Source organism: Sulfitobacter sp. 1A15258 (genome assembly GCF_043557045.1).
Taxonomy (GTDB): Bacteria; Pseudomonadota; Alphaproteobacteria; order Rhodobacterales; family Rhodobacteraceae; genus Sulfitobacter; species Sulfitobacter faviae.
Genome location: NZ_JBIFFK010000002.1, coordinates 169497 through 192908, shown reverse-complemented (window position 1 = coordinate 192908; position 23412 = coordinate 169497). Strand labels below are relative to the sequence as shown.

Here is a 23412-nt window from a genome sequence, read left to right as displayed (position 1 = left end):
TAAAACGGGTCTTGCACCCCGGGCCAGAGAACTTTAGTTAGCGCCCTGTGTTGGGATGTAGCCAAGTGGTAAGGCAACTGTTTTTGGTACAGTGTACCGTAGGTTCGAATCCTACCATCCCAGCCAACACTCTCCCCCGATAGCCCCCCCGCACAGCGCCCGGCCTACGACATCGCGTCGCAGATCAAAGCACCCTATAGCCTTGCCGCGACAGCCGGGGTATCAGGGCGTATGTCCGCCGTTTCGCGCATATCCTCGCTTCGGGTCAGCCTGACCCTCTTGCTGCTGCTGGCCCTTGCCAGCTTGCCTTTCGCCCATCGGGCGACCGCGCAGGTACAGCAGGATCCGGCGTTCATCGCCTTTATCCAAGCGGGCGGCACGCTGAGCGATCTTTGCGATGGGCCGGTCGAAGGGCAGAACCATGCGGCTTTGGATTGCGAAGCCTGCCGCATCGTCAACGCGCTGATCTTGCCCAGCCCGGCGGATGTCTTGCTGCCGCGCGCGGCGCCGCACTTTGCCACGCCCCGCCTGACCCGCGCCTTGGGCGCACCACGCAGCCCCGCCGGGGCGCCACCGCCTGTCCGGGGGCCTCCTTACGTCTGAGCCACCACCATTTTTTTTGCACATCTCAGACAATGGAACATGACAATGAAATCTTTCTATACCGCAGCCTTGGCTGCCCTCCTCGCCCTGCCCGCCGCCGCGCATGAGTACACCGCAGGCGCTTTGACCGTCGATCACCCGATGGCCTATGAGACCCCGAAAACCGCCCGCGTGGGCGGCGGCTATCTGACGATCACCAATGGCGGCGACACTGCCGATCGTCTTGTCAGCATCAGCGCCGAGGGCTTTGACGAAGTCTCTCTCCATGAGACGACCACCGATGACATGGGCGTCGCGCGCATGTCCCATGTGGACGGCATCGACCTGCCCGCGGGCGAAACTGTCACCCTCAAACCCGGGGGGCTGCATGTGATGTTCATGGGCCTCGACGGTGACCCTTTTGAAGAAGGCGAGAAAATCCCCGCCACCCTGACCTTTGAAAAGGCCGGGACCTTGGATGTGACGTTCAATGTCGAAAGCCGCCGCGGGCATGACGCGGGCGGAATGGATCACTCCTCGCACGAGCATAAACACTAAGCCCCAGCCAATCGCAGGATGCGCCGCAAGGCGTTGACCGGCCCGCTTCAACACCTCTGCCTCTGGGTGGTGGTGTTGTTGTTTGGGGCGTTCTCGGCGCTCGCGCCCGGAACCATGCCAGAGCGCCAGCAAGGCGCGCTGACCATGGTGCTGTGCACGGGCTACGGGGTGGAGACGGTGACCATCGGGCCGGACGGCGAACCGGTGCAGCCCGAGCACAAGCCCTGCGACTGGAACCAGCACTCCCTCGCGGCCCTACGCAGGGGGCAGGCGGTGCAGCCCTTGGCCGTCGCCTTTCACCCGGCGCCACCGCTGCCCCCTGCCCCTGCCACACAGCCCAAACCGCGCCGCGCCTCTGTCAAACGCGCAAGGGCGCCGCCACGGGTTCTCTGACCTTCCAAACCCCATATCAATTCAGTCAGAGGACCAAACACATGGTTTCCATCGATCCTGCAGGCGCGGCAGCCCTGCAAAACGACAACACGCAACGTGCGAACAGCTTTTACCGCGCCGCTTGGCGCTGGCATTTCTATGCCGGGGTCTATGTCATCCCCTTTTTCATCATGCTCGCCCTAACGGGGCTTGCGATGCTCTGGATCGCCTTCATCGGTGGGCGGGACGGAGAGCGGATTGCCGTCACGCCCCAAGACGCGCCCCTTGCCCTCTCTGATCAGGCCGCCGCCGCGCAGGCCAGCATCGAAGGCGGCACCCTTGCGCAATATGTCGCCCCCCGCGCCGATGATCTGGCCGCGATCTTTCGGGTGGACGCGCATGACGTGGCGACCATGGTCGCCGTCGATCCCTATACCGCCGAAGTCCTCGCCAGCTTCCCACGCCGCAGCGGCTGGTACGACATGGCCGACAATATCCACGGCAGCCTGCTGCTGGGTGTCACCGGCGACCGCATGATCGAGATCGCGGCCTCGCTCGGCATGGTGCTGATCGCCACGGGGCTCTACCTCTGGTGGCCGCGCGGCACTGGTTTGCGGGCGGCACTGCTTCCGCGACTGGGCCGTGGACGGGCGCTGTGGAAATCTCTGCACGGGGCGATCGGGCTTTGGGTGTCGGTGGTGCTGTTTTTCTTCCTGATCTCAGGCCTCTCTTGGGCCGGTATCTGGGGCGAAAAGATGGTGCAGGCATGGAGCCAGTTTCCGGCAGAGAAATGGGAGGCCCCGCTGTCGGATGACCTCCACGCCAGCATGAACCACGGGCCCAAGGAGGTGCCTTGGGCGCTGGAGCAGACCCCGATGCCCGCCTCAGGCAGCGATGCCGGGGTGGCGGGATTGGCCGAAGGCACGCCCGCCACGCTTGACACCATCGACGCGCTGGCCCGGCAGATCGGCTTTGACGCGCGCTATCAGATGAACCTGCCGCGCGGCGAAGACGGGGTTTGGACGCTGAGCCGGGATTCGATGAACACCGATGCCGAAGACCCCACCAGCGACCGAACGGTGCATATCGACCGGCACACGGGCAAGATCCTCGCCGACGTGCGCTATGCGGATTATTCGCTGGCCGGGAAGGCGATGGCCGTGGGCATCGCGCTGCATATGGGCACCCTGGGTTGGCCGAGCGTTTTGGCCAATACGCTGTTTTGCCTCTCGGTGATCTTTCTCTGCGTCTCGGGCGTGGTGATGTGGTGGAAACGCCGCCCGGCAAATCCGGCGGGCTGGCTTTCGGCCCCGCCCGCGCCACGCAATATGACGCTGTGGAAAGGCGCAGTCGTGGTCGGGCTGGCCGTGGCGCTGGCCTTTCCCATGGCGGGGATCACTTTGCTGGTCGTCGGTCTGCTGGATTGGCTCCTGCTGCGCCGCGTGCCCGCGCTGAAGCGCATGGTCTCCTAAGATGCCGCCCGCCCCTTCGCGGGGGCGGGCACCCTCGCGGCGTTCAGGCCGTGTGCTGTTTGATCAGCTCTTTGTACAGCGCTTGGATGCGTTTGGTGACAGGCCGCTCGCCCGTGCCGATGGGTTTGCCGTCAATCTCGGCCACCGGGGTCTGCGCGCCAAATGTGCCGGTGAGGAAAGCCTCATCCGCGCCATAGGCTTCGTAGAGCGAGAAGTTCTTTTCCTTCATCGGGATGCCATTCGCGTGGCAGAGGTCGATGACCTTTTGCCGCGTCACGCCGTTCATGCAGTAGTCCCCGGTCGAGGTCCAAACCTCACCCCGGCGCACGATAAAGAAGTTGCAGGCGTTGGTGGTGTTCACGAAACCATGCGGGTCAAGCATAAGCGCCTCATCCGCGCCTGCCGCCTCGGCCTGAAGGCAGGCGATGATGCAGTTGAGCTTGGAATGGCTGTTGAGCTTCGGGTCTTGGCTGTGCGGCAGGCCGCGCACCTGCGGGACCGAGGCCAGACGGATGCCCTTAGATTGCAGCCGGTCGACGGGTTTGGAATGTTCCATGATAATCACCAGCGTCGGCCCGGTGGTGCTGAGCGACGGGTGCTGGAAGGGTTTGTCCTTGATCCCGCGGGTCAGCATCAGGCGGCAGTGCACGTCATCGTGCATGTCATTCGCCTCCGCCGTGCGGCGCATGGCCTCGGCGATGCCGGCCTTGTCCATCCCCACATCGAGCGAGATCGCTTTGCAGGAGTTGAAGAAGCGGTCCATATGTTCGTCAAAGAACGCCCATGTGCCGTTGTAGAGGCGCATGCCTTCCCAAATGCCATCGCCCAGCATGAAGCCCGCGTCATAGACCGAGACTTTGGCTGCGTCGCGGTGCACGATGTCGCCGTTGACGTAGATCTTGATGTCGCGGTTGCGCGCGTCTTCGCCGGCGGCGTGGGTGGTGGTGTGTTCGGTCATGGTGGGGTCCGTTGGTGAGGGCGGTTGGCGCTATTGATACGCAAATGGCGCGCTCTTACCACCCCGGCCCGGAATCAAGCCGCAGGCGCCGGGCCATCGCCTGCCCGCCCGGACGGGTAGGCGATTTGGTGAGGCTGGGCGTGACCTATCGGACGCACACCATGGCTGAACCATAAAGTGGCACGAGGGACCGTTGGGTCGCCGACCCGCGGGCAGGCGCTGACCCTCCCCCCGAAAACCTCAGACCCGCCAGCTCAACACGCGCCGCTCCACAAAGGCCACAGCCGCCGACACCGCCACGCCCAGCAGCGACAAGATCACCACCCCTGCAAACAGCCGCTCCAGATCATACAAGCTCCCGGCCTGCAGGATATACGCCCCAATTCCATATTCCGCGCCCAGCATCTCTGCCGCCACCAGCAGGATAATCGCGATGGTCAGCGAAATACGCAAGCCGGACAGAATCCCCGGCATCGCGCCGGGCACCACGATCTTGGACACGATCGACCACCAGCCAAGCCCAAAACTCTGCCCCATGCGGATCAGCACCCGGTCAACGTTGTCCACCGCCGCATAGGTCGCCACCACCGTGGGCGTGAAGGTGCCAAAGGCGATCAACGCGTATTTGCTGGCCTCATCAATCCCGAACCAGATGACGAAGAGCGGCAGCAGCGCGATCTTAGGGATCGGGAAGATCGCCGCCACCAGCGGTACCAACCCGGCGCGGACCAAAGAGAACAACCCGATCAACACGCCAATGCCGATGCCCAATGAGGCACCGATCAGCGCGCCCACCGCCAGACGGGTCAGCGAGGGGCCGAGGTGTTTGAACAGCATCCCCGACTGATAAAGCTCTTGAAAGGTCAGCAAGACATCGCTGGGCCGCGGCAGGGTCAGGGGGGAGATGAAGCCGCTGCGCGTGCCCCATTCCGCCAGCAGGATCAGCACCACGAAAACCGCAAGCCCCACGCCGCGCCGCGTGCCGGGCTGGAAGCCGCCGCCGCGAAAGGTGACCTCGCGGGCGTTCACATCCGTCATTTCAGCCATCGATCAACTCCGCATCCGCCGCCGCGGCCTCATCACGCATCAAGCCCCAAAGGTGCTGCTGCTGCGCCTCCAATGCCGGGTCGCCGTGGCGCCGCTCGGCCAGTGGCATGTCCAACTCCACCACCTCACGCAGCTCACCCGGACGGCGCGACAGGACGACGATCTTATGCCCCAGCCGCACGGCCTCGGCGAGGTTGTGGGTCACATAGACCGCCGTGAAAGGCTGCCGCGTCCAGAGCGCCACAAGGTCATCCATCAGCAATTCGCGGGTCTGGCTGTCAAGCGCGCTCAGCGGCTCATCCATCAGCATCACGGCGGGGTTCACCGCCAGTGCCCGGGCAATCGCCACCCGCTGTTTCATCCCGCCCGACAACTGTTTGGGCAGCGCATCGGCGAAATCGGTCAGCTTGGTCCGCGCCAAGACATCGGCGATGATCGCCTCGCGCCGCGCCTTGCCCAGCCCATGCCCCTCCAGCACCAGCGCCACATTGCCGCGCACGCTGCGCCAAGGCAGCAGGGCGAAGTCCTGAAAAATATAGGTCAGCGGGTTCAGACAGCCCTCGGGCGCATCGCCCATTTGCAACACGCGGCCTTCGCTGGGGCGTTCCAACCCGCCCAGCATCCGCAGCAGAGTGGATTTGCCACAGCCCGACGGGCCAACGATGCAGACGATCTGGCCAGAAGGAATGTCGAGCGTGATGTCACGCAGCACTTGGGTATCGCCATAGTAATGGCTAACGGAGGAAAGCTTGAGGTCCATGCCGCCCTTTTTCAGCAAAAACGCACCGCGCGCAATGTGCGATCCGCAAGCGGGCGCGACCGCCCTGCCCCGCGGGGTCGGTTAGGAGGGCGGCTCCCCCTTGCCGCGCAGCCCGTCCACCGCGATCCCGGCGGTGAACCCATGCACCAAGGTCGACAGAAGGATGGCAAAACCCACCATCGCCCACAGCGGCTCCTCGTCCAGAAACTCGACCTTCCCCGCCGCATAGGCAAGGTAATAGATCGACCCGATCCCCCGTATCCCATAGAGCGCGACAACCCAGCGGGGGCGCGTCTCAAGCGGCGTGCCCATAAGCGACAGCCACCCCGCCAAGGGGCGCACGACAAAGATCAGCGCCAGCACGATCACCGCGCCTGCAAGGGTCAGATCGCTCAGCAATGCGGGCATCACCGCGCCGATCGCCACCAGCAAAAGCGCCGTCAGCGCATGTTCGACAGCGGCGGTGAAGTCATGCAAACGGCGGTGGAAGGCGTGATCCGCCTCGACCCGCCGGATCACCAGACCGGCCATCGCCACGGCGATAAAGCCATAACCCTCGGCCAATTCGGTGGTGCCATAGCACAACAGCACCCCCGCCAAAGCCACCACCCCTGAGGAGGTTTCGGCCAGTACCGCATTGCGCGGCACCGCAAAGAGAACCTGCCCCAAGGCCCAGCCCCCCGCAGCCCCCATGGCGACCCCCACGGCGATGCGCCAGAAAACGTCACGCGCCAGCCATTCCACGCCCCAAGACGCCGGGGCCAACCCCTCGGCGGCGACCAAAATGCCGAGGTAGACGAAAGGAAAGGCCAAGCCATCATTCAACGCCGCCTCGGTGGTCAGCGCGAAACGCACCGGGTGCTCACCGCCCTCATGCGGCGGGCCGACCTGCACATCGGCGGCCAGAACCGGATCGGTGGGCGCCATCACCGCGCCCAAGAGGATCGCGCCCGCCACAGTCATCCCCGCAAAGGCCCAGCCCATCAGCGCGACCGACAGGATCGTCAACGGCATGGTCAGCGCCAGCAACCGCGCCGTCGGCCCCCAGCGGGACCAATCCGAAAGCCGGTCGATCCTTAGCCCCGTCGCGAAAAGCGCGACGATCACGCAAAGCTCCGAGACGACCTCCCATGGAAAGGGCATCGCGCGGGGGTCGGGGAATGTCGGCATGCCGGGGACAAGGGCGAAAACCCCCATGCCGAGCAGGATCAACAACCCCGAGGCCGCAGGCTCACGACGGCTGAAAAAGCGCGGCAGCCAATGGGCAAGGATGACCACCGCCCCCACGGCCCCCAATGCGAAATGATAGCCGTTCAGGGCGAAAAAACTGCCGTCGCTCACTGCCGATTCCCGTTTTCTGCTCAGGGGCTTGGCCCCGTCTCAGCATCATAGGTATCTTGGCGCGGCGGCATTGCCAGTCATGCGGCGCCGAAATCCCCTTGCAGGCCGCAAAGCAGAAGGCGCGCTCGTGGGGAGCGCGCCTTGCACAGTGTAGCCTTCCAGAGGGGCGAGCGTTTAGCTGCCCGCCGTCTCGGCATAAGAGGTGTCGATCAGCGTCTCCAAAGTGATGTCGGCATCGACCAACCCTTCGGACTGGAACCACTCCAACTGATCGCGGACCGAGGCGACATTCAGCTTGGCCCCTTCGTTCAGGCGCATGGTGCCATTGATGATCGAAGGCGCGGCCTTGTCGCGCGGGCGGTCGGTGTAGACATATTTGTGGATCAGATCGACCATCTCATCCACGCCCGCATCACCGCCATCCTTGGCGATCATCGCGGCGTTGTAATCGGCGACGCCTTTGGAGTAACCGGCGAGGAAATTTTTGGTCATCTCCTGCTCGTCCGTGGCGTTTTTGGTCGAGGTGAAGACCGTGGTCACCTGATAATCCGGCAGATAGGTCGCCACATCACCGATGATATGCACCGCACCCGACCCGGCCAGCGGCTTGGCGATATGCGGCACGATCGACCATGCGTCGATCTGGCCCGACTTCAGCGCGCCGATCACCGCGCCGACCTTTTGCAGCGGCTTGAACTTGAGGTCGATCCCCTCCGCCGCGGCCATTTTGGAGCCCATGTAGTGAAAGGACGACCCCGCTTGCGTCATGCCAAAGCTCTTGCCGTCCAACATGCCCGGCGCGGTGATGCCCGCCTGATAGGCCGCGTCAGAGACGAGGAACTTCTGCCCGTCGATGCCCTGCTCTTCTTGCAGGCCGCCGCCGATCACCTTGACCGCGCCCTTTTGCGCCAGCGACACCAGCCCGCCGGAAATCGCCGTGATTGCATAGTCCACATCGCCGCTGGCAATTGCCACGGCCATCGGCTGCGCGGCCTCGAAGAAGCGCAGTTCGACATCCAGACCGGCCTCTTTGAAATAGTCCCGTTCAAAGCCGACGAAGCTGCCCGCGTGGCTGGTGAAACGCAGCGCGCCCAGGGTGATCTTGCGGTTCTGCGCCAGTGCCGGTGCCGCCAGCCCCACAGCCGTTGCGGCGCCCAAAGTTGCGATGGCCTGACGGCGGGTGAACAGGGTCATGGTCTTACTCCTCCAATTTTGCCGCAGCATGGTCGGCGGCTGCGCAAAAAGTCAAGCGAGAGCGGTGTTTACCGATACAACCAAGACTAGCATATCATCCCAAAGCGTGGCATCGATTTGTCCATGAAGCTCTTTTCGTCCAAGACCCGCCCCATGCATCTCGGCCCCTTCCCGCTGGAACGGCTGCGCCGGTTGCAGGCACCGCATGACCGGCTGCCCAAGACGCCCGAGCCGGAACTGCGGTTCGAGCGGCCCGAGACGCCGCAGAGCATCTGCAACGCCATGGCCCCCTTTCAGGCGATGATGGACGTGCTGCGCGACGGGCCGGTCAACAGGGCGGGCGCGGTGATCCCCGACAGTCCGCAGGAGCGGGCCAACCATCTGAAATCCTTTGGCTATTACAACGATGCCTCGATGATGGGCGTCAGCGCCCTGCCGCGCGAGGCGCTGCTGCCCCACCCGCGCCGCAGCCAAGGCACCGCCCAATTGGCCGAAGGTCTGCGCAGCCGCCAGACCAAGACGCTGGCCGCGGGCGTCGATGTGATCATGGCCAACCTGCGCGACGCCGTGGATGCGCCAGAAACCCCGATCGACGGCCACAGTCATGCGCTGGTGATCCTCACCGCCTACCCCCGCGACCCGCGCGAGGGCGAGCCGGGCAGCGACTGGATCATCGACGCACAAGCCGAGCGCGCCTGCCTGCGCGGAACCGAGAACGCCACCGTGCTCGCCGAATACATCCGCCAGTTGGGCTTTGCGGCCAAGGTGCATTCGGCCACCACCTCCGACGTGAACCTCGGGCAACTGGCCGTGGCGGCGGGGCTGGCTGTGATGGAGGACGGCAGCCTGCAAGCGCCATGGATCGGCCCGCGCTTCGGCCTTGCGGTGGTGACGACCGACATGGCCCTCGCGCCCGACATGCCGCTTGCCCCACTGGCCGAGCAGCCGTGGTCGGTGCTGAAGGGGCCGCATTGGCAGCTTGGCACCCACGGCGGCGTCAGCGCCCGCGACGTCGATCCTTACGCCCGGCGCGATTATGCCATGGGACCTCATCCTTTTGAGACGTTGAAGAGGGTCGAGGAGCCCACGACCTATATCGACGCCGCCAACGTCCCGCGCGTGCCGAAACGCGGTGACCTCTTTGCGCGTGGCCAGTTCGGCGACATGGGGCCGAAGGTGCAGAACGCCATGAAAGGCGGGCATCACGTGATCAAATCCGCCCCCTCCGCCGCACAGCGCCGCCTGCTGGGCGCGCTGATCCTGTTGCAGGACGGGCCGGTGAACGAAGACGCCCCCGAGGCCGGGGATGCCGCCCGCAACGCGGCGAACCTCAAGGCGGCGAGTTATTTCCTCGGCGCCGATGCTGCGGGCCTCTCCGCCTGCCCGGACTGGACGTGGTACAGCCACGACGCCACCGGCACCCCGATCACCCCGCCGCATGACCAAGCGCTGAGCCTGATCATCGACCAAGGCTATGACACGATGGAAGGCTCTTCGGGCGACGACTGGATCGCCGTGTCGCAATCCATGCGCGCCTATCTGCGGTTCTCGATGCTCGGCGGCGTGCTGGCGCAGCACCTGCGCAACCTCGGCCATGCCGCCAAGGCCCATACGGTGATGGACGGCGATGTGCTGCAACCACCGCTGTTGTTGCTGGCGGGTCTGGGCGAAGTCTCCCGCATCGGCGAGGTGATCCTGAACCCCTTCCTCGGCCCGCGGCTGAAATCCGGCGTGGTTACCACCACCCTGCCCGTGGCCCACGACAAGCCCATCGACTTTGGCCTGCAAAAGTTCTGCGAAGCCTGCAACAAATGCGCCCGCGAATGCCCCTCGGGGGCGATCACCGCCGGGCCGAAGAAGATGTTCAACGGCTACGAGATTTGGAAATCCGACAGTCAGAAATGTGCCACCTACCGGATCACCAACCAAGGCGGCGCCATGTGCGGGCGCTGCATGAAGACCTGCCCGTGGAACCTCGAAGGGCTCTTTGCCGAGGCGCCCTTCCGCTGGGCCGCCTCGAACATTCCCGCCGCGGCACCGCTCTTGGCCAAGCTCGACGACAAGGTCGGCAAAGGCCGGCTGAACCCGGTGAAGAAATGGTGGTGGGACATCGAGCGCAAGCCCTCGGGCCAGTTCGACACCCCCGCGCAACCCGTGAACGCGCGCGACCTGCAACCGGAGTTGGACCTTAGGTTTGAAGACCAGACCCTCGCCGTCTACCCCGCCCCGCTGGCCCCGCACCCCTGGCCCTATCCCGACCCGATGAACCGCGAAGCCGGGATCAAGGCCCATGCCGCGCTGATCAGCGCCGACGAACATCGCCGCAAGACGGCAGCGGGGGAGACCGAGCACCTGCATCTCTACAAAGTCGGCAGCGACACGCCGGTGCTCGACCTGCGCATCACCGCCGTTGAGGAATTGAACGCCACCACCCGGCTCTACGACATCGCCCATCCCGAAGGCCACGATTTACCCGCATGGACCGCAGGCGCGCATCTCGACCTCGTGGTGGCCCCCGAATACCTACGCCCCTATTCGCTCTTGGGCGACCCCAAAGACCGTAGCCGCTACCGTATCGCGGTGCTGCGCGAGGACGAAGGCCGAGGCGGCTCGGCGCTGTTGCACCGGGTCTTTACCCAAGGGCGGCGCATCTTCGTGGGCAAGCCGGTGAACCATTTCGAACTGGTCGAAGGCGCGTCGCACAGCCTGCTGATGGGCGGCGGCATCGGCATCACGCCAATGATCGCCTTCGCCCACCGGCTGCATGCGCTCGGGCGGCCTTTCGACCTGCATTACTCCGCCTCCACCCGCGAGGCCGCAGCCTTTGCCGGGGAGCTCGCTCAGGCCGCTTGGGCCGACCGTGTGCATCTGCATATCTCCGCCGAGGGCACCCGCGCCGACCTGCCCGCGATCATGGCCCGCGCGCCCGAGGGCACCCATGTCTACACCTGCGGGGCGGACGCCTATATGCAATCGGTCATGGCCGCTGCCGAGGGCGCAGGCATCCCCGAAGACGCACGGCATCTGGAATATTTCTCCACCCCCGAGGTGCCGGATTACGAGAACCACCCCTTCACGCTGAAGCTCTCTTCGGGCCGCGAGATCGAGGTCGGGGCCGAGGAAACCGCCGCCGAGGCGCTTATCGCGGCGGGGGTGCCGGTGGACCTGAAATGCTCCGACGGCATCTGTGGCGTCTGCAAATGCGGATTGCGCGGCGGCGAGGTGGAGCACCGCGACTTCGTGCTCTCGGCCAAGCAACGCGAGGGCGCGATCATCCTTTGCCAGTCGCGCGCGGCCCAGCCCGGCGGCGTGTTGGAGATCGACCTATAGCCCTTTCGCAAAAAGCGGTCAGCCGTTATGAGGGGCCAACCCCCGCAACAAAGGCAGGCCGCCCATGACTTTCGACCGTTCGATCAAGATCGCCCCCTCCATCCTTGCCGCCGAATTCGCCAATTTCGGCGCCGAATGCGAAGCCATCGAAGCCCAAGGCGCCGACTGGGTGCATGTGGATGTGATGGACGGGCATTTCGTGCCCAACATCACCTTCGGCCCCGCCACCTGCGCGGCGATCCGGCCTCATATCAAGGGCGTGATGGACGTGCATCTGATGATCGCCCCGGTCGACCCCTATATCGAAGCCTTCGCCAAGGCGGGCGCCGATTTCATCACCGCCCATGTGGAGGCTGGCCCGCATATCCACCGCACCCTGCAAGCGATCCGCGGCGCGGGAGCGAAGGCGGGCGTGGCGCTGAACCCCGGCACGCCAGCAAGCGCGGTGGCCGAGATCCTCGACATGGTCGATCTGGTCTGCGTGATGACCGTGAACCCCGGTTTCGGCGGGCAGAAGTTCATCGACATGACCGCCAAGATCCGCGAGCTGCGCAGCATGATCGGCGACCGGCCCGTGCATATCGAGATCGACGGCGGCGTCGACCCCAAGACCGCGCCACTGGTGTCGCAGGCCGGGGCCGATGTGCTGGTGGCAGGCTCTGCCGTCTTCAAGGGTGGCTCGGTCAGCGATCCGGCGCCCTATGGCGAGAACATCCGCGCGATCCGCGCTGCCGCCGAAGGCACCTACGTTTGATAAAGATGCGGGGCGCTTCTGCGCCCCGCCCCGTCACGCCAGTTGATCGGCAAAGGCCGCCAGCAAGCGGTGCTTCAGGATCTTGCCCGTGGGCGCTGCGGGGAGATCAGTGGCCACGATGATCTGTGCGGGCCGTTTGTAGCCGGTGAGCCGTTCCTTGACGAAACCACGCAGCTCCTCCGCCGTGACCTCGTCCCCCGGTGCCACCTGCACGAAGGCCAGCACCTCTTCATCGCCCTCGCGCCGCCGTCCGACCACCGCAGACTGCACCACGCGCGGGTGATCGTTCAACGCGGCTTCCACCTCGGGCGGGTAGACGTTGAAACCGCCGTGGATGATCAATTCTTTCGAACGTCCAAGGATGTGCAGCCGCCCCTCCTCATCGAGCTTGCCTAAATCGCCGGTGTGTAGCCAGCCCTCGGCGTCGATGGCTTTGTCGGTCTCGGTCGGGTTGCGGTAATAGCCCTTCATCACATGCGGGCCGCGCACCAGCACCTCGCCCTCGCCCGCGCCATTGCCGCCGGGGGCTTGGTCGTCGATCTTGCACTCGGTGCCCGGCGTCACCGGCCCGACGGAGGTATCGGGGGAGCCAAGCGCATTGGTCGTGGCCGATGCGCCCGAGCAGGTCTCGGTCATGCCGAAACCGTTTTGCAGGGGCAGTTCGTAGAAAGCCTCAGCCTTGCGCTTCCACGCCGGGTCGAGCGGCGCACCGCCGGAGGAGACATAGCGCAGGGTCGGGCTTTCCAGTTTCGGCATCCCGCGCTCGCGCGAGTATTGCATGACCAGCGCGTGCATCTGCGGAACCGCAGGCAGGATCGTGACATCCTCATGGGTCGCGGCATGGAGTTTCGCGGCGGAAAAGCGGCTCTCCTGCCGCACCTTCGCGCCCGCGCTGACGGCGGCCATCAGGACCGAGACGAGGCCGAAGACATGGGTCATCGGCAAAACGCCATAAACCACATCCCCCGGCACCATCTGCCGCAGATCGGCAGAGGCCCGCGCGCCGAAGCGCAGGTTGGAATGGGTCAGCATCACGCCCTTGGGATCGCCCGTGGTGCCGGTGGTATAAAGCAACACCGCCACGTCATGCAGATCGGCATCCGGGCTGCTGGGCTGTGGCGTCGCCAGATGCAAGCTGCCGAAATCGCCCGCAATCTCGCGTGCGTCCAGCCGCGCTGCATGGGCCGCCGCCTCGGGCGAGACCTCGCAGGTCAGCAGAACCGCCGCCGGGGTGGCGTGGTTGATGATGCGGGTGACCTCGGCCTCGGTCTGGCGGGCGTTGACGGGGATCGCCACGGCGTCCAACTCCCACGCGGCATAGAGCCCGGCCACGGCGGAAACGCAGTTCTCCACCATCAACAGCACGCGGTCGCCCGCCTGCACCCCCGCGGCCCGCAACTCCGCCGCCAAGGCCCGACGCGCGCGGTCCAGATCGGCAAAGCTCCAAGCCGCGCCGCTGGCGTCGCTCAGCGCTGGTGCCTCTGGGCGGGTCGCCAATTGCTCAGCTAGAAAATCCTGTACCCTGGCATTCATGGGTGTCTCCTCCTGCCTAATAGCAGCCCCCTCCTCCGGCAGCCGCCGCCCGGCTAGAACCGGGGCTTTCGTTTCTCCAAAAAGGCCGCGATGCCCTCGGCGGCTTCGTCGCCGCCCGCGGCGCGGGCCATGGCGTTGCGCTCGGCGTCGAGCTGCGCGGCCTCGTCGGTCTCATAGGCCTGCCCGACCAAGGCCCGGATCGTGCCCTGCGCCGCGCGCGGACCCGCGGCCAGCGTGTCGGCCAGCATCAGCGCCTCGTCGAGCGCGCGGCCATTGGGGCAGATGCGGTTGACCGCGCCCAGTTCGGCAAAGCGCATGGCCATGACGGGGCGGCCCAGCAGGCACATCTCCATCGCCAAGGGGCGCGGCAGGAGCCGGGCGAGCGAGGCGGTGAGGCCTGCGTCGGGCACCAGACCAGCCTTGACGTAGGCGGCGGTGAACTGCGCGTCTTCGCAGGCCACGATCATGTCGCAGGCCAGCGCCAGCGACAGGCCCGCGCCCGCGGCACCACCTTCGACGGCGGCGAGGACGGGCACCGGGCAGGCGCGGATCGACCGCACCAGATCATGCAGCGCATCGACCCGCTCGCGGCGGACCTCCTCGGTCAGCTTGCGGCGTTCGATCAGCACGTTGAGGTCGCCCCCGGCGCAGAAGAACCGCCCCTCGGAGGTCAGGATCACCGCGCGGATGCGCGGCTCCTCGGCCAGCCGCATCGCCTCGGCGATGGCGTCGTAGAGCGCGGGCGTCAGCGCGCCGCGTTTCTCTGCGTTGCCGTTCCAGACGATCAGCCGGTCGCCGCAGTCCTCGATACGTGCGCTCATGTCTTGGCCCTCTTGAATACGCCGGTGGCGCGCGACAGCAGGCGGCCTTCGGCATCGTGCAACTGCGCCTCGGCGTAGAGAATCTTGAAGCCCCCGCCGGTGACGCGCCCCGTGGCGACAATCTGCCCCTCGCGGACCGCGCCGATGTAGTCGGTGGTCAGCGAGAGCGTCAGCATCGGCACGAAAGGCCCGCTCATCGCGCAGTGCCGCGCGCAGGCGAAACCGGCGGCAACGTCAAGCATCAGCGTATGCAGCCCGCCGTGCAGCACGCCCGAAACATTCAGGTGCTGCGGGCCGAGCTCGAGCGTCACGCGGGTGCTGCCATCGGGGTTCGACAGGTCGGGGGTAAACCCGATCAGCTGCTGAACCCCGCTGGTCGGTGCATCATGCGGCGGATAGTGCAATGAACCGCTCCAGATGATGGTCAACATCGCCAAAGCGGTGGTCCGCCATGGTGATGCGCTTGGCGATATGCGCCAGTTCGTACTCTTGCGTCATGGCGATGCCGCCATGCATCTGGATCGTGTCCTCCGCAACCAGACGGCCAACGCGGCCCATCAGGTTCTTTGCGGCTGAGACGTGACGCTCGCGGCTGGCGCGGTCGTCCTCCAGATGGCCCGCCGCGTTGATCACGGCCGAGCGCGCCTGTTCGAGATCAATGAGCAGGTCCGCCATGCGATGCGCCAACGCCTGGAAGCTGCCAATGGGGCGGCCGAACTGCTTGCGGGTGCCGAGGTATTCGCGCGTGAGGTCGCAAGCGGTCTCCATCGCGCCCAGCGTCTCGGCGCAGAGCGCGGCGGTGGCCATGGCGGTGCGGGTCTCGATGGCGTCAAACGCCTTCCCCGCCGCGCCCAGACGGGCGCTTTCCGGCAGGGTCACGTCGTCCAGCGTCACCTCGGCGGCGCGGCCACCGGCCAAGAGCGCGTAGCCGGTCACCGAAAGCCCCTTGGCATCGGCGGGCACGAGAAAGAGCGAGATGCCATCGCGGTCCCCCGCCTCACCGCTTTCGCGGGCGGAGACGACGAGCATGTCGGCGGCCTCGGCATTGGCCACCACGGCCTTGCGCCCGCTGAGCACGATCTGGTCGCCGTTTTGCGTGGCCGAGGTGGTAACGCGCTCGAGGTCGTAGCGGCTGCCCGGCTCGCCATGGGCGAAGGCCAGTTGCAGCGCGCCGCCGATCAGTTGCTCGATATGCTCCTGCTGTTCTTCGGTCCCGAGGTCGGCGATCAGCCCCCCGGCCAGCACGGCACTGTCCAGAAGCGGTTCGACCACCCCGGCGCGGCCCAGCTCTTCGAAGACCACGGCAAGGTCGAAACCGGCACCGCCGAAACCGCCCTGCTCCTCGGTGAAGAGCGCGCCGATCACGCCCAGTTCGGCCAAGCCTTCCCAGATCTCGGTCGAATAGCCGGTCTCGCTCTCAAGGATGCGGTTGCGGGTCTCGGTATCGTATTTGTCACGCAGGAACCGCCGCAGGCTGTCCTGCAGCATCTGGCGTTCTTCGGTCAGGTCGAAATTCATTTGCCACCTCCCAGCATGGTCTTGGCGATGATCTGGCGCTGGATCTCGTTGGAGCCGCCGAAGATCGACAGTTTACGGTTGTTGAAATACTGCGCGGCCACGGGGCCCGCGTCATTGGGATCGGGCAGCGCATCGTTGCTGCCGGCCACCGCTTCCGAGGCGAAGGGCATCGCGTAGACGCCAGCCGCACGGCGCGCGAGGTCGTTGATCTCTTGCCGGATGATCGTGCCCTTGACCTTGAGCATGGAGCTTTCCACGCCCGGCGCCTGCCCGGCGGCGGCCTTGGAAATGATCCGCAGATTGGTCGTCGCCATCGCCATCAGGTCGATCTCGGCCTGCGCCACGCGAGCGGCGAAATGCGGGTTCTCAATCAGCGGGCGGCCTCCGGCCATCTCGGATTTGGCGATGCGTTTCACCGCCGCCAGACCGGCTTGGGAGAAGCCCACACCGGCGATGTTGGTGCGCTCATGGGTCAGCAGGTACTTGGCGTAAGTCCAGCCCTTGTCCTCTTCGCCGACGAGGTTTTCGGCAGGCACCTTGACGTTGTCGAAGAAGACCTCGTTCACCTCGGCGCCGCCATCCAGCAGGATGATCGGGCGCACGGTGATGCCAGGGGTTTCCATGTCGATCAGCAGGAAGGAGATGCCCTCTTGCTGCTTCACCTCCTTGTTCGTCCGCACGAGGCAGAAGATCATGTTGGCGTGTTGACCAAGGGTCGTCCAAGTCTTCTGACCGTTGACGATGTAATGGTCGCCGTCCTTGACCGCTGTGGTTTTCAGTGAGGCAAGGTCCGACCCGGCGCCCGGCTCGGAATAGCCCTGACACCACCAGTCTTCACCCGAGAGGATGCGTGGCAGCCAGTAGTCCTGCTGCTCTTTCGAGCCGAACTTTTGCAGCACCGGGGCCAGCATCGACAGGCCAAAGGGCACGATGCGCGGCGCGTGATGGGCGGCGGCTTCTTCCTCGAAGATATGCCGCTGCACGGCGTTCCACGCGGCACCGCCGAACTCTTTCGGCCAGTTGGTGGCCAGCCAGCCCTGCTCGTTCAGGATCGCGTGCCAACGTTCGTGGTCGTCCTTGGTCAACTCCTGCCCACGGCGCACCTTTTCGGAGAGTTCCTTGGGCAGTTTCTCGGCGAGGAATTGACGCACCTCCTCGCGGAAGGCGCGTTCTTCGTCTGTATAGCTCAGGTCCATGTCGGCCCCCTTTAGTAGATTTCGAAGAGGCCAGCCGCCCCCATGCCGCCGCCGATGCACATCGTCACGACGCCCAGTTTCGCGCCTCGGCGGTGGCCTTCGCGCAGGATGTGGCCGGTCATCCGCGCCCCGGTCATGCCGAAGGGATGGCCGATGGCGATCGAGCCGCCGTTCACGTTGCACTTGTCCGGGTCGATGCCCAGACGGTCGCGGCAGTAGAGTGCCTGGCTCGCGAAAGCCTCGTTCAACTCCCAGATGTCGATGTCGTCGACAGTCAGCCCATGGCGTTCCAGCAAGCGCGGCACGGCAAAGACCGGGCCGATGCCCATCTCATCGGGCTCGCAGCCCGCCACGGCGAAGCCGCGGAAGGCGCCCATGGCCTGAAGGCCCTGCTGCTCGGCTTGCTTGCTGTCCATCAGCACCAGTGCTGCGGCACCGTCCGACAACTGGCTGGCGTTACCGGCGGTGATGAAGGCCCCCTCGCCGCGCACCGGCGTGAGACCCGCAAGCCCCTCCATCGTGGTATTGGGGCGGTTGCATTCATCGCGGTCCACGGTGACCTCGCGGGTGGAGACCTCCTTGGTTTCCTTGTCCTGCACGCCCATGGTGGTCTGCATCGGCACGATCTCATCGTCGAAGAGACCGGCCTCCTGCGCCTTGGCGATCAGCTGCTGGCTGCGCAACCCGTAGGCGTCCTGATCCTCGCGGCTGATGTTATAGCGTTTGGCCACGATGTCGGCAGTGTCGATCATCGCCATGTAGACCTCGGGCTTGTGCTCTTCCAGCCACGGCTCCTTCACGGATTTCACATGCGGCTGGATCAGCGAGATGCTCTCGACCCCGCCCGCGACCATCGGGCCGGCGCCCTCCATGCAGATCGCATTCGCGGCCATGGCGACGGTCTGAAGGCCGGACGAGCAGAAGCGGTTCACGGTCACGCCCGAGGCGGTGACCGGCAGGCCCGCGCGCAGGGCGATCTGACGCGCGATGTTCGAGCCGGTGGCCCCTTCGGGGTAGCCGCAGCCGATCATCACGTCCTCGATGGCCGAAGGCTCCACGCCCGAACGTTTCACGGCCTCGGCGACGACATGGCCGCCCATGGTGGCACCGTGGGTCATGTTGAATGACCCGCGGAAGGATTTGGCCAGCCCGGTGCGGACGGCAGAGACGATTACGGCCTGTTTCATTTGGCAGCTTCCTTGTTCAGATCATCAAAGTTGCGGTTGGTCTTGACCAGTTCGGCCAGCAGCGGCGCGGGTTTCCAGAACCACGGGTCCTGCTCGGCGAAGCCTTCGATCGCCGCCAGCACGTTGGGCAGGCCTTGGATGTCGGCCCATTTCATCGGGCCACCCCAATAGCGCGGGAAGCCGTAGCCGAAGAGCAGCGTCATATCGATGTCGAGCGGGCGTTTAGCGATGCCCTCTTCCAGCACCTTGGCAGCCTCGTTGACCATGGCGCACATGTAGCGGCGCACGATCTCGGCATCGGTGAAGTCGCGCGGGGTGATGCCGCGCTCCTTCTGCTCTTCCTCGATCAGGCGGGTGACCTCCGGGTTCGGGGTGCCGCCGCGCTTGCCCTTTTCGTAGATGTAATAGCCTTCGCCGGTCTTCTGGCCGAAATGGCCCTGTTCGCAAAGCCGGTCGATATAGGTTGGCACGCGCTCCTCGGGGTGGCGCGTCGCGGCCTTGCGCTTGCGCGTGGCCCAGCCGATGTCGAGCCCGGCGAGGTCGGCCACCGCGAAGGGGCCCATGGCGAAGCCGAATTTCTCCAGCGCTGCGTCGATCTTGTAGGGGCTGGCGCCGTCCAGCACCATGTGGTCAGCCGCGGTGCGGTAGGTGGCGAGAATGCGGTTGCCGATGAAACCGTCACAGACGCCCGCGCGGACACTGACCTTGCCCAATGCCTTGCCAAGCGCGAAACCGGTGGCGACCACGTCTTTCGCGGTTTTGTCGGCGACGACGACTTCGAGCAGTTTCATCACATGCGCGGGCGAGAAGAAGTGCAGCCCGATCACGTCCTCGGGGCGTTTGGTGGAGGCGGCGATCTCGTTCACGTCGAGATAGGAGGTGTTGGAGGCCAGCACGCAGCCGGGCTTGCAAACCGCGTCGAGCTTTCCGAAGACGTCCTTTTTCACGTCCATATCCTCAAAGACCGCTTCGACCACCAGATCGACATCCCGCAGGCTGTCGTATTCGGTGGAGACGGTCAGCGCCGTGCCGGTCAGGTGATCGAACTTCGCCTGATCGATCTTGCCGCGCTTCAGCGCGCCTTGGAGATTGCCGGAGATACGCTCATGCGCGGCCTTGGCGGCCTCCTCCTTCATCTCGATCAGCACGACCGAGAAGCCCGAGAGCAGTGCCGCCGTGGCGATGCCCGCGCCCATGGTGCCGCCACCGATCACGCCGATGGCCTTCAGCTCGCGCGGCTCGACGCCTTTGAGTTCCGGCAGGTTGCTGACCGCGCGTTCGGAGAAAAATGCGTGGATCATGCCCTGCCGCTGGTCGGTGTTCATCAGTTCCGAGAAGATGCGGCGCTCGGCCTTCATGCCTTCCTCGAAGGGTTTCTCGACGCCCGCCTGCACAGCGCGCACGGCCTCGGCGGGAGAAATCTGGCCGCGGCCCTTCTTCAGCGTCGCCTCGTAGGCTGCATCCCAGTCGATCGACGCAGGCGCGGGCATCTCGCAGATCGGACGGCGCTCGGCCCCGCTGTCGAGCAATTCGCGGACGTAGGCGAGGCCCACTTCCTGCGGGTCGCCCTCCTCCACGCGGTCGACGATGCCCATCTCCAGCGCCTGCGGTGCCTTGATGTGGCGGCCCGTGGTGATCGCGTCGAGCGCGGGCTCCACGCCGATCAGGCGCGGCAAACGCTGGGTGCCACCTGCGCCGGGAATGAGGCCGAGGTGCACTTCCGGCAGGCCCACGCGGGCCGAGGGCTGGGCGAGGCGGTAATGGGCCGAGAGCGCGACTTCGAGACCGCCGCCGAGGCTCACGCCATGCATGGAGGCCACGACCAGAAGCGGCGAGGCTTCGATGCGGTTGCAGAGGTTGGGCAGATGCGGCTCCATCGGCGGCTTGCCGAACTCGGTGATGTCGGCACCGGCGATAAAGGCGCGGCCTTCGCCCACGATCATCACGGCACGCACGCCGTCCTCGGCCTCGGCGCGGTCCATGCCGTCCGCCAGCCCCTGCCGCACGGCTTGGCTCAGCGCGTTGACGGGCGGGTTCTCGATGCGCAGCACGACGATGTCATCGTGGCGGGAATAGGCGATCTTGTCGGTCATGTGATGTCTCCTTGTCTTTATCCGCGCCGTGACAGGGCGGGCGCCCGTCCGGTGCGTTGTTCGATGCCGCTGACCACGTCGCGCAGGGCTGGCCCCACTTGTGACAGAATGCGGTCGTCGGGCAAGTCCGCCGGCAGCGCGCCGCAGCTAAAGGACACCGGCTCTCCGAACTCCCCGGCGTAATAGGGCACGCTGACCGCGTTTACATTGCGGGCATAGCGGGTGTCAGGCGGGGCCAGCACGAAGCCCTGTGCCAGCAGTTGCTCATAGCCCTCACGGCGGAAATCGCGCAGCCGGTCATCGGGTTCCAGCGCTTCGAAACGGTCTTCGTCGAGGCTGGCCAGCGTGGCCAGACCCGAGGAGGATCCATAGACCGGAATACGGTGCCCCGGCTCCAGCCAGATCGTCGAGGCCGTGCGCGGCCGCCACGTGCGCACCAGCATCATCCGATCACCATCGCGCACGGCGATCAACGCCAGCGTGCGGGTCTCATCCGCCAGTTCCTGCATCGCATCCGACGCCATATCCACGAAGCTCACCGCGACAGAGGCGACGGAGCCGAGCGCAATCGCCGCAGGCCCAAGCCGAAACTTGTCGTTGCGCCCGCCATGGGCCAGATAGCCCAACTCGCAAAGCGTATAGGTCAGCCGCGACACGGTGGGTTTCGGCAGCCCCGTCCGCTCGGCAATCTGGGCATGGCTCAGCCCACTATCGCTGGCGCGAAAGGCCCGCAGAATGCCAAGCCCCCGCGCCAGCGTATTGGCGAACTTGCGGTCCGTGCCGGTATCGGATGCCGCCTGATTCATCGCGCCGCCATCGGGATCAGGAGCGAGATCATCGGGAAGGACATGATCAGGATCAGCACGATCACGTCGACGCTGAGAAAGCGCGTGATCCCGGCAAAGATCTTGTCGATCGGCGCTTCACGGCCCACCACGTTGGCGATGACGAAGACGTTGAGGCCGACGGGCGGGGTGATCAGACCAATCTCCAACAGTTTGATGACCACGACGCCGAACCAGATGAGGTTCAGATCGTAGCTTTCGACCAGCGGGATCATCAGCGGCAGGGTCAGCACCATGATGCCGATGGGATCAAGGAACATGCCCAAAAGCAGGTAGATCAGCGCGATGCAGAGCATCAGGACCACCAGCGACATCTGCGCGTCAGAGACGAAGCCCACGATGGTGCCAGCGACGCCAGTCAGCGCGACGAAGGCCACGAAGATCTTGGCCGAGGCGGCGATGAGGAAGATAGCGGAGGTCTGCACGCAGGTCTCTTTCACCGCAGCCCAAAGACCGGCCCAGTCAAGTTTCTTCTGCACGAAACCGATCAATGTGGCCGAGACGACGCAGACGGCGGCGGCCTCGGTCGCGGTGAAGATGCCGCCGTAGATGCCGCCGATGATGAGCACGAAGAGCAGCAGCGCGGGCCAGCTTTCGAGCGCTGCGGTCCAACGCTCCCCGGCGCTGTAGCGCTGGTCGGTCGAGGGGGCGACCGATGGATCGCGCCAGACCCAGACGGCGATGACCAGCACGAAGCCCATCAGCGTCAGCAGCCCCGGCAGAACACCGGCGAGAAAGAGCGAGGAGATCGAGGTCTCGGTGAAGATGCCGTAGATGATGAACAGCACCGAAGGCGGAATGAGCGAGCCCAGCGTGCCGCCCGCCGCGACGGAGGCGGTGGCGAGACGCGGGTCATAGCCCATGCGCAGCATCTCGGGCGTGCAGATCTTGCCCATGGTCGAGGCGCAGGCGATGGACGAGCCGGTGATCGCGGAAAACCCACCGCAGCCCATGACAGAGGCCATGGCGACCCCACCCGGCAGTTTGGTCAGCCAGACCTTGGCTGCATGGTAGATTTTCGTCGTGATATCCGCGCGGTAAGCGATATGTCCAAGCGCCACGAAGAGCGGGATCATCGACAGATCGTAGGAATGGATAAGGTCGAAGGAGTTCGAGAACACCATCGAGGTGGTCGCCTTGATCGCGCGCTCGGGCATGAAAGTCCCGGTGCGGAAGGCGAAGATAAAGAAGGTGGCGACGGTCGCGACCGAGGCCAGCGTGAAGGCGATCGGCACCCGCAGGGCCAACATGATCAACACCGCGGCAAAGGCGATCATTCCGATGGTCGAGGCATCCATTAGCGCAGGTCCTCTTCAACCATCAGGTCAGCCGCATGATGTTGCTCATCCGAGACGACGCCGCCTGCAAGCACCGTGCGCCCGTCGCGCCATGTCAGCTCGGCCAACCGCAGGAAAGTGGCGATCATCCCGATCAGGAACAACAACCGCCCCGGCCATTTCGGCAGGTTCAGGTCGCCGTAGAAAAAACTGCCCTTCTCCACCACGGAGAGGAATTCGCGCCCGCCGGAATAGATCAGCGGCGCCAGCGCCAGCATGCCGATGGCAGAGCCTGCGACGATCAGCACCGAGCGTGCGCGTTCGGGGAAACGGTCTGTCACGAAGGCGACCGAGACATGCGCGCGTACAGCGGTGGCGGCAGCGAGGGGCAGCAGGATGGCGGCGACCATGAGCTCTCGCACCATGGTCACGCTATCGGGCACCTGACTGGCAAAGAGCGCGCGGGCGATCACGTTGGAGGTGATCAACACCCCCAAGGCGATCACCGCCAAGGCCCCCAGCCCCAACAGGATTTTCTCCAGATTTACCAACATATGCTGCCCCTCCCCAGTGT

21 protein-coding genes and 1 tRNA gene are annotated in these 23412 nt (G+C 65.4%); 7 read left to right on the top strand and 15 right to left on the bottom strand.

The window, feature by feature from the left end:
* Positions 1-51: 51 nt before the first annotated feature.
* The 5 genes from ACGYK9_RS05065 to ACGYK9_RS05045 all read left to right on the top strand — a co-directional run bounded on the left by ACGYK9_RS05065 (position 52) and on the right by ACGYK9_RS05045 (position 2984).
* Positions 52-126 (top strand) — tRNA-Gln (locus tag ACGYK9_RS05065).
* Between the two features lie 105 nt (positions 127-231).
* The gene (locus ACGYK9_RS05060) at positions 232-603 is read left to right on the top strand and encodes a polyketide synthase (RefSeq protein WP_394412280.1); all 372 of its coding nucleotides are present in this window, start codon (positions 232-234) and stop codon (positions 601-603) included.
* 45 nt (positions 604-648) lie between these two features.
* Positions 649-1140 carry a copper chaperone PCu(A)C gene (locus tag ACGYK9_RS05055; protein WP_271689063.1) on the top strand — a complete coding sequence of 164 codons (492 nt, stop codon included), beginning with the start codon at positions 649-651 and terminating at the stop codon, positions 1138-1140.
* A gap of 33 nt (positions 1141-1173) precedes the next feature.
* The gene (locus ACGYK9_RS05050; RefSeq protein ID WP_394412282.1) at positions 1174-1533 is read left to right on the top strand and encodes a hypothetical protein; all 360 of its coding nucleotides are present in this window, start codon (positions 1174-1176) and stop codon (positions 1531-1533) included.
* 41 nt (positions 1534-1574) lie between these two features.
* The gene (locus tag ACGYK9_RS05045; RefSeq protein ID WP_394412285.1) at positions 1575-2984 is read left to right on the top strand and encodes a PepSY-associated TM helix domain-containing protein; all 1410 of its coding nucleotides are present in this window, start codon (positions 1575-1577) and stop codon (positions 2982-2984) included.
* 43 nt (positions 2985-3027) lie between these two features.
* Here the strand turns inward: ACGYK9_RS05045 and ACGYK9_RS05040 are convergent, their stop codons facing one another.
* The 5 genes from ACGYK9_RS05040 to ACGYK9_RS05020 form a co-directional block, all read right to left on the bottom strand.
* Positions 3028-3942, bottom strand: a complete 915-nt coding sequence (locus ACGYK9_RS05040; protein ID WP_394412288.1) for a D-amino acid aminotransferase — start codon at positions 3940-3942, stop codon at positions 3028-3030.
* Positions 3943-4182: 240 nt separating this feature from the next.
* On the bottom strand, positions 4183-4989 hold the full coding sequence (locus ACGYK9_RS05035; protein WP_209217161.1) for an ABC transporter permease: 807 nt from the start codon (positions 4987-4989) through the stop codon (positions 4183-4185).
* Positions 4982-5749, bottom strand: a complete 768-nt coding sequence (locus ACGYK9_RS05030; RefSeq protein WP_394412292.1) for an ABC transporter ATP-binding protein — start codon at positions 5747-5749, stop codon at positions 4982-4984. Before ACGYK9_RS05030 ends, ACGYK9_RS05035 begins: the two co-directional genes overlap by 8 nt.
* 81 nt (positions 5750-5830) lie before the next feature.
* The gene (locus ACGYK9_RS05025; protein ID WP_394412295.1) at positions 5831-7090 is read right to left on the bottom strand and encodes a cation:proton antiporter; all 1260 of its coding nucleotides are present in this window, start codon (positions 7088-7090) and stop codon (positions 5831-5833) included.
* Between the two features lie 174 nt (positions 7091-7264).
* Positions 7265-8284 carry an ABC transporter substrate-binding protein gene (locus ACGYK9_RS05020; protein WP_394412298.1) on the bottom strand — a complete coding sequence of 340 codons (1020 nt, stop codon included), beginning with the start codon at positions 8282-8284 and terminating at the stop codon, positions 7265-7267.
* Positions 8285-8407: 123 nt separating this feature from the next.
* On the opposite strand from ACGYK9_RS05020, the gene ACGYK9_RS05015 reads away from it, so the two are divergent.
* Both ACGYK9_RS05015 and rpe read left to right on the top strand, forming a co-directional pair.
* The gene (locus ACGYK9_RS05015) at positions 8408-11614 is read left to right on the top strand and encodes a 4Fe-4S double cluster binding domain-containing protein (protein WP_394412301.1); all 3207 of its coding nucleotides are present in this window, start codon (positions 8408-8410) and stop codon (positions 11612-11614) included.
* Positions 11615-11678: 64 nt separating this feature from the next.
* Complete coding sequence (gene rpe / locus ACGYK9_RS05010; RefSeq protein ID WP_394412304.1) at positions 11679-12368, top strand: ribulose-phosphate 3-epimerase; 690 nt, start codon at positions 11679-11681, stop codon at positions 12366-12368.
* A gap of 33 nt (positions 12369-12401) precedes the next feature.
* On the opposite strand, the gene ACGYK9_RS05005 is transcribed toward rpe, so the two are convergent.
* The 10 genes from ACGYK9_RS05005 to ACGYK9_RS04960 are packed head-to-tail and all read right to left on the bottom strand — an operon-like array spanning position 12402 to position 23392.
* The gene (locus tag ACGYK9_RS05005; protein WP_394412307.1) at positions 12402-13901 is read right to left on the bottom strand and encodes a class I adenylate-forming enzyme family protein; all 1500 of its coding nucleotides are present in this window, start codon (positions 13899-13901) and stop codon (positions 12402-12404) included.
* A 53-nt stretch (positions 13902-13954) separates the two neighbouring features.
* Positions 13955-14722, bottom strand: a complete 768-nt coding sequence (locus tag ACGYK9_RS05000) for an oxepin-CoA hydrolase, alternative type (protein WP_394412310.1) — start codon at positions 14720-14722, stop codon at positions 13955-13957.
* Positions 14719-15126: a PaaI family thioesterase gene (locus tag ACGYK9_RS04995; protein ID WP_394412313.1), complete on the bottom strand. Its 408-nt coding sequence runs from the start codon at positions 15124-15126 to the stop codon at positions 14719-14721. Before ACGYK9_RS04995 ends, ACGYK9_RS05000 begins: the two co-directional genes overlap by 4 nt.
* Entirely contained in the window at positions 15107-16240 is a 1134-nt protein-coding gene (locus ACGYK9_RS04990; RefSeq protein ID WP_394412316.1) for an acyl-CoA dehydrogenase family protein, read from the bottom strand. The genes ACGYK9_RS04995 and ACGYK9_RS04990 overlap by 20 nt, the downstream gene beginning before the upstream one ends.
* A complete protein-coding gene (locus ACGYK9_RS04985; protein ID WP_394412319.1) occupies positions 16237-17436 on the bottom strand; it encodes an acyl-CoA dehydrogenase family protein in 1200 nt (399 codons plus the stop codon). Before ACGYK9_RS04985 ends, ACGYK9_RS04990 begins: the two co-directional genes overlap by 4 nt.
* Positions 17437-17447: 11 nt before the next feature.
* Positions 17448-18623, bottom strand: coding sequence for an acetyl-CoA C-acyltransferase (locus ACGYK9_RS04980; protein WP_394412322.1), 1176 nt, complete (start codon positions 18621-18623; stop codon positions 17448-17450).
* Positions 18620-20716 (bottom strand): 3-hydroxyacyl-CoA dehydrogenase NAD-binding domain-containing protein, encoded by a 2097-nt coding sequence (locus ACGYK9_RS04975; RefSeq protein ID WP_394412324.1) that lies wholly within the window; start codon positions 20714-20716, stop codon positions 18620-18622. The genes ACGYK9_RS04980 and ACGYK9_RS04975 overlap by 4 nt, the downstream gene beginning before the upstream one ends.
* Before the next feature lie 17 nt (positions 20717-20733).
* Complete coding sequence (locus tag ACGYK9_RS04970; RefSeq protein WP_067267052.1) at positions 20734-21522, bottom strand: IclR family transcriptional regulator; 789 nt, start codon at positions 21520-21522, stop codon at positions 20734-20736.
* A complete protein-coding gene (locus tag ACGYK9_RS04965; protein ID WP_394402494.1) occupies positions 21519-22859 on the bottom strand; it encodes a TRAP transporter large permease in 1341 nt (446 codons plus the stop codon). The genes ACGYK9_RS04970 and ACGYK9_RS04965 overlap by 4 nt, the downstream gene beginning before the upstream one ends.
* A complete protein-coding gene (locus tag ACGYK9_RS04960) occupies positions 22859-23392 on the bottom strand; it encodes a TRAP transporter small permease (protein WP_394412329.1) in 534 nt (177 codons plus the stop codon). The genes ACGYK9_RS04965 and ACGYK9_RS04960 overlap by 1 nt, the downstream gene beginning before the upstream one ends.
* Positions 23393-23412 lie beyond the last annotated feature (20 nt).

Bases quoted from the DNA above. Each gene is read 5' to 3' on its own strand.
- ACGYK9_RS04970 (WP_067267052.1), bottom strand. From the start codon at position 21,522: ATGAATCAGGCGGCATCCGATACCGGCACGGACCGCAAGTTCGCCAAT.
- ACGYK9_RS04965 (WP_394402494.1), bottom strand. From the start codon at position 22,859: ATGGATGCCTCGACCATCGGAATGATCGCCTTTGCCGCGGTGTTGATC.
- rpe (WP_394412304.1), top strand. From the start codon at position 11,679: ATGACTTTCGACCGTTCGATCAAGATCGCCCCCTCCATCCTTGCCGCC.
- ACGYK9_RS05015 (WP_394412301.1), top strand. From the start codon at position 8,408: ATGAAGCTCTTTTCGTCCAAGACCCGCCCCATGCATCTCGGCCCCTTC.
- ACGYK9_RS04985 (WP_394412319.1), bottom strand. From the start codon at position 17,436: ATGGACCTGAGCTATACAGACGAAGAACGCGCCTTCCGCGAGGAGGTG.
- ACGYK9_RS05005 (WP_394412307.1), bottom strand. From the start codon at position 13,901: ATGAATGCCAGGGTACAGGATTTTCTAGCTGAGCAATTGGCGACCCGC.
- ACGYK9_RS05030 (WP_394412292.1), bottom strand. From the start codon at position 5,749: ATGGACCTCAAGCTTTCCTCCGTTAGCCATTACTATGGCGATACCCAA.
- ACGYK9_RS05055 (WP_271689063.1), top strand. From the start codon at position 649: ATGAAATCTTTCTATACCGCAGCCTTGGCTGCCCTCCTCGCCCTGCCC.
- ACGYK9_RS04960 (WP_394412329.1), bottom strand. From the start codon at position 23,392: ATGTTGGTAAATCTGGAGAAAATCCTGTTGGGGCTGGGGGCCTTGGCG.
- ACGYK9_RS04990 (WP_394412316.1), bottom strand. From the start codon at position 16,240: ATGAATTTCGACCTGACCGAAGAACGCCAGATGCTGCAGGACAGCCTG.
- ACGYK9_RS05040 (WP_394412288.1), bottom strand. From the start codon at position 3,942: ATGACCGAACACACCACCACCCACGCCGCCGGCGAAGACGCGCGCAAC.
- ACGYK9_RS05000 (WP_394412310.1), bottom strand. From the start codon at position 14,722: ATGAGCGCACGTATCGAGGACTGCGGCGACCGGCTGATCGTCTGGAAC.
- ACGYK9_RS05060 (WP_394412280.1), top strand. From the start codon at position 232: ATGTCCGCCGTTTCGCGCATATCCTCGCTTCGGGTCAGCCTGACCCTC.
- ACGYK9_RS05045 (WP_394412285.1), top strand. From the start codon at position 1,575: ATGGTTTCCATCGATCCTGCAGGCGCGGCAGCCCTGCAAAACGACAAC.
- ACGYK9_RS04975 (WP_394412324.1), bottom strand. From the start codon at position 20,716: ATGACCGACAAGATCGCCTATTCCCGCCACGATGACATCGTCGTGCTG.
- ACGYK9_RS05020 (WP_394412298.1), bottom strand. From the start codon at position 8,284: ATGACCCTGTTCACCCGCCGTCAGGCCATCGCAACTTTGGGCGCCGCA.
- ACGYK9_RS05035 (WP_209217161.1), bottom strand. From the start codon at position 4,989: ATGGCTGAAATGACGGATGTGAACGCCCGCGAGGTCACCTTTCGCGGC.
- ACGYK9_RS04980 (WP_394412322.1), bottom strand. From the start codon at position 18,623: ATGAAACAGGCCGTAATCGTCTCTGCCGTCCGCACCGGGCTGGCCAAA.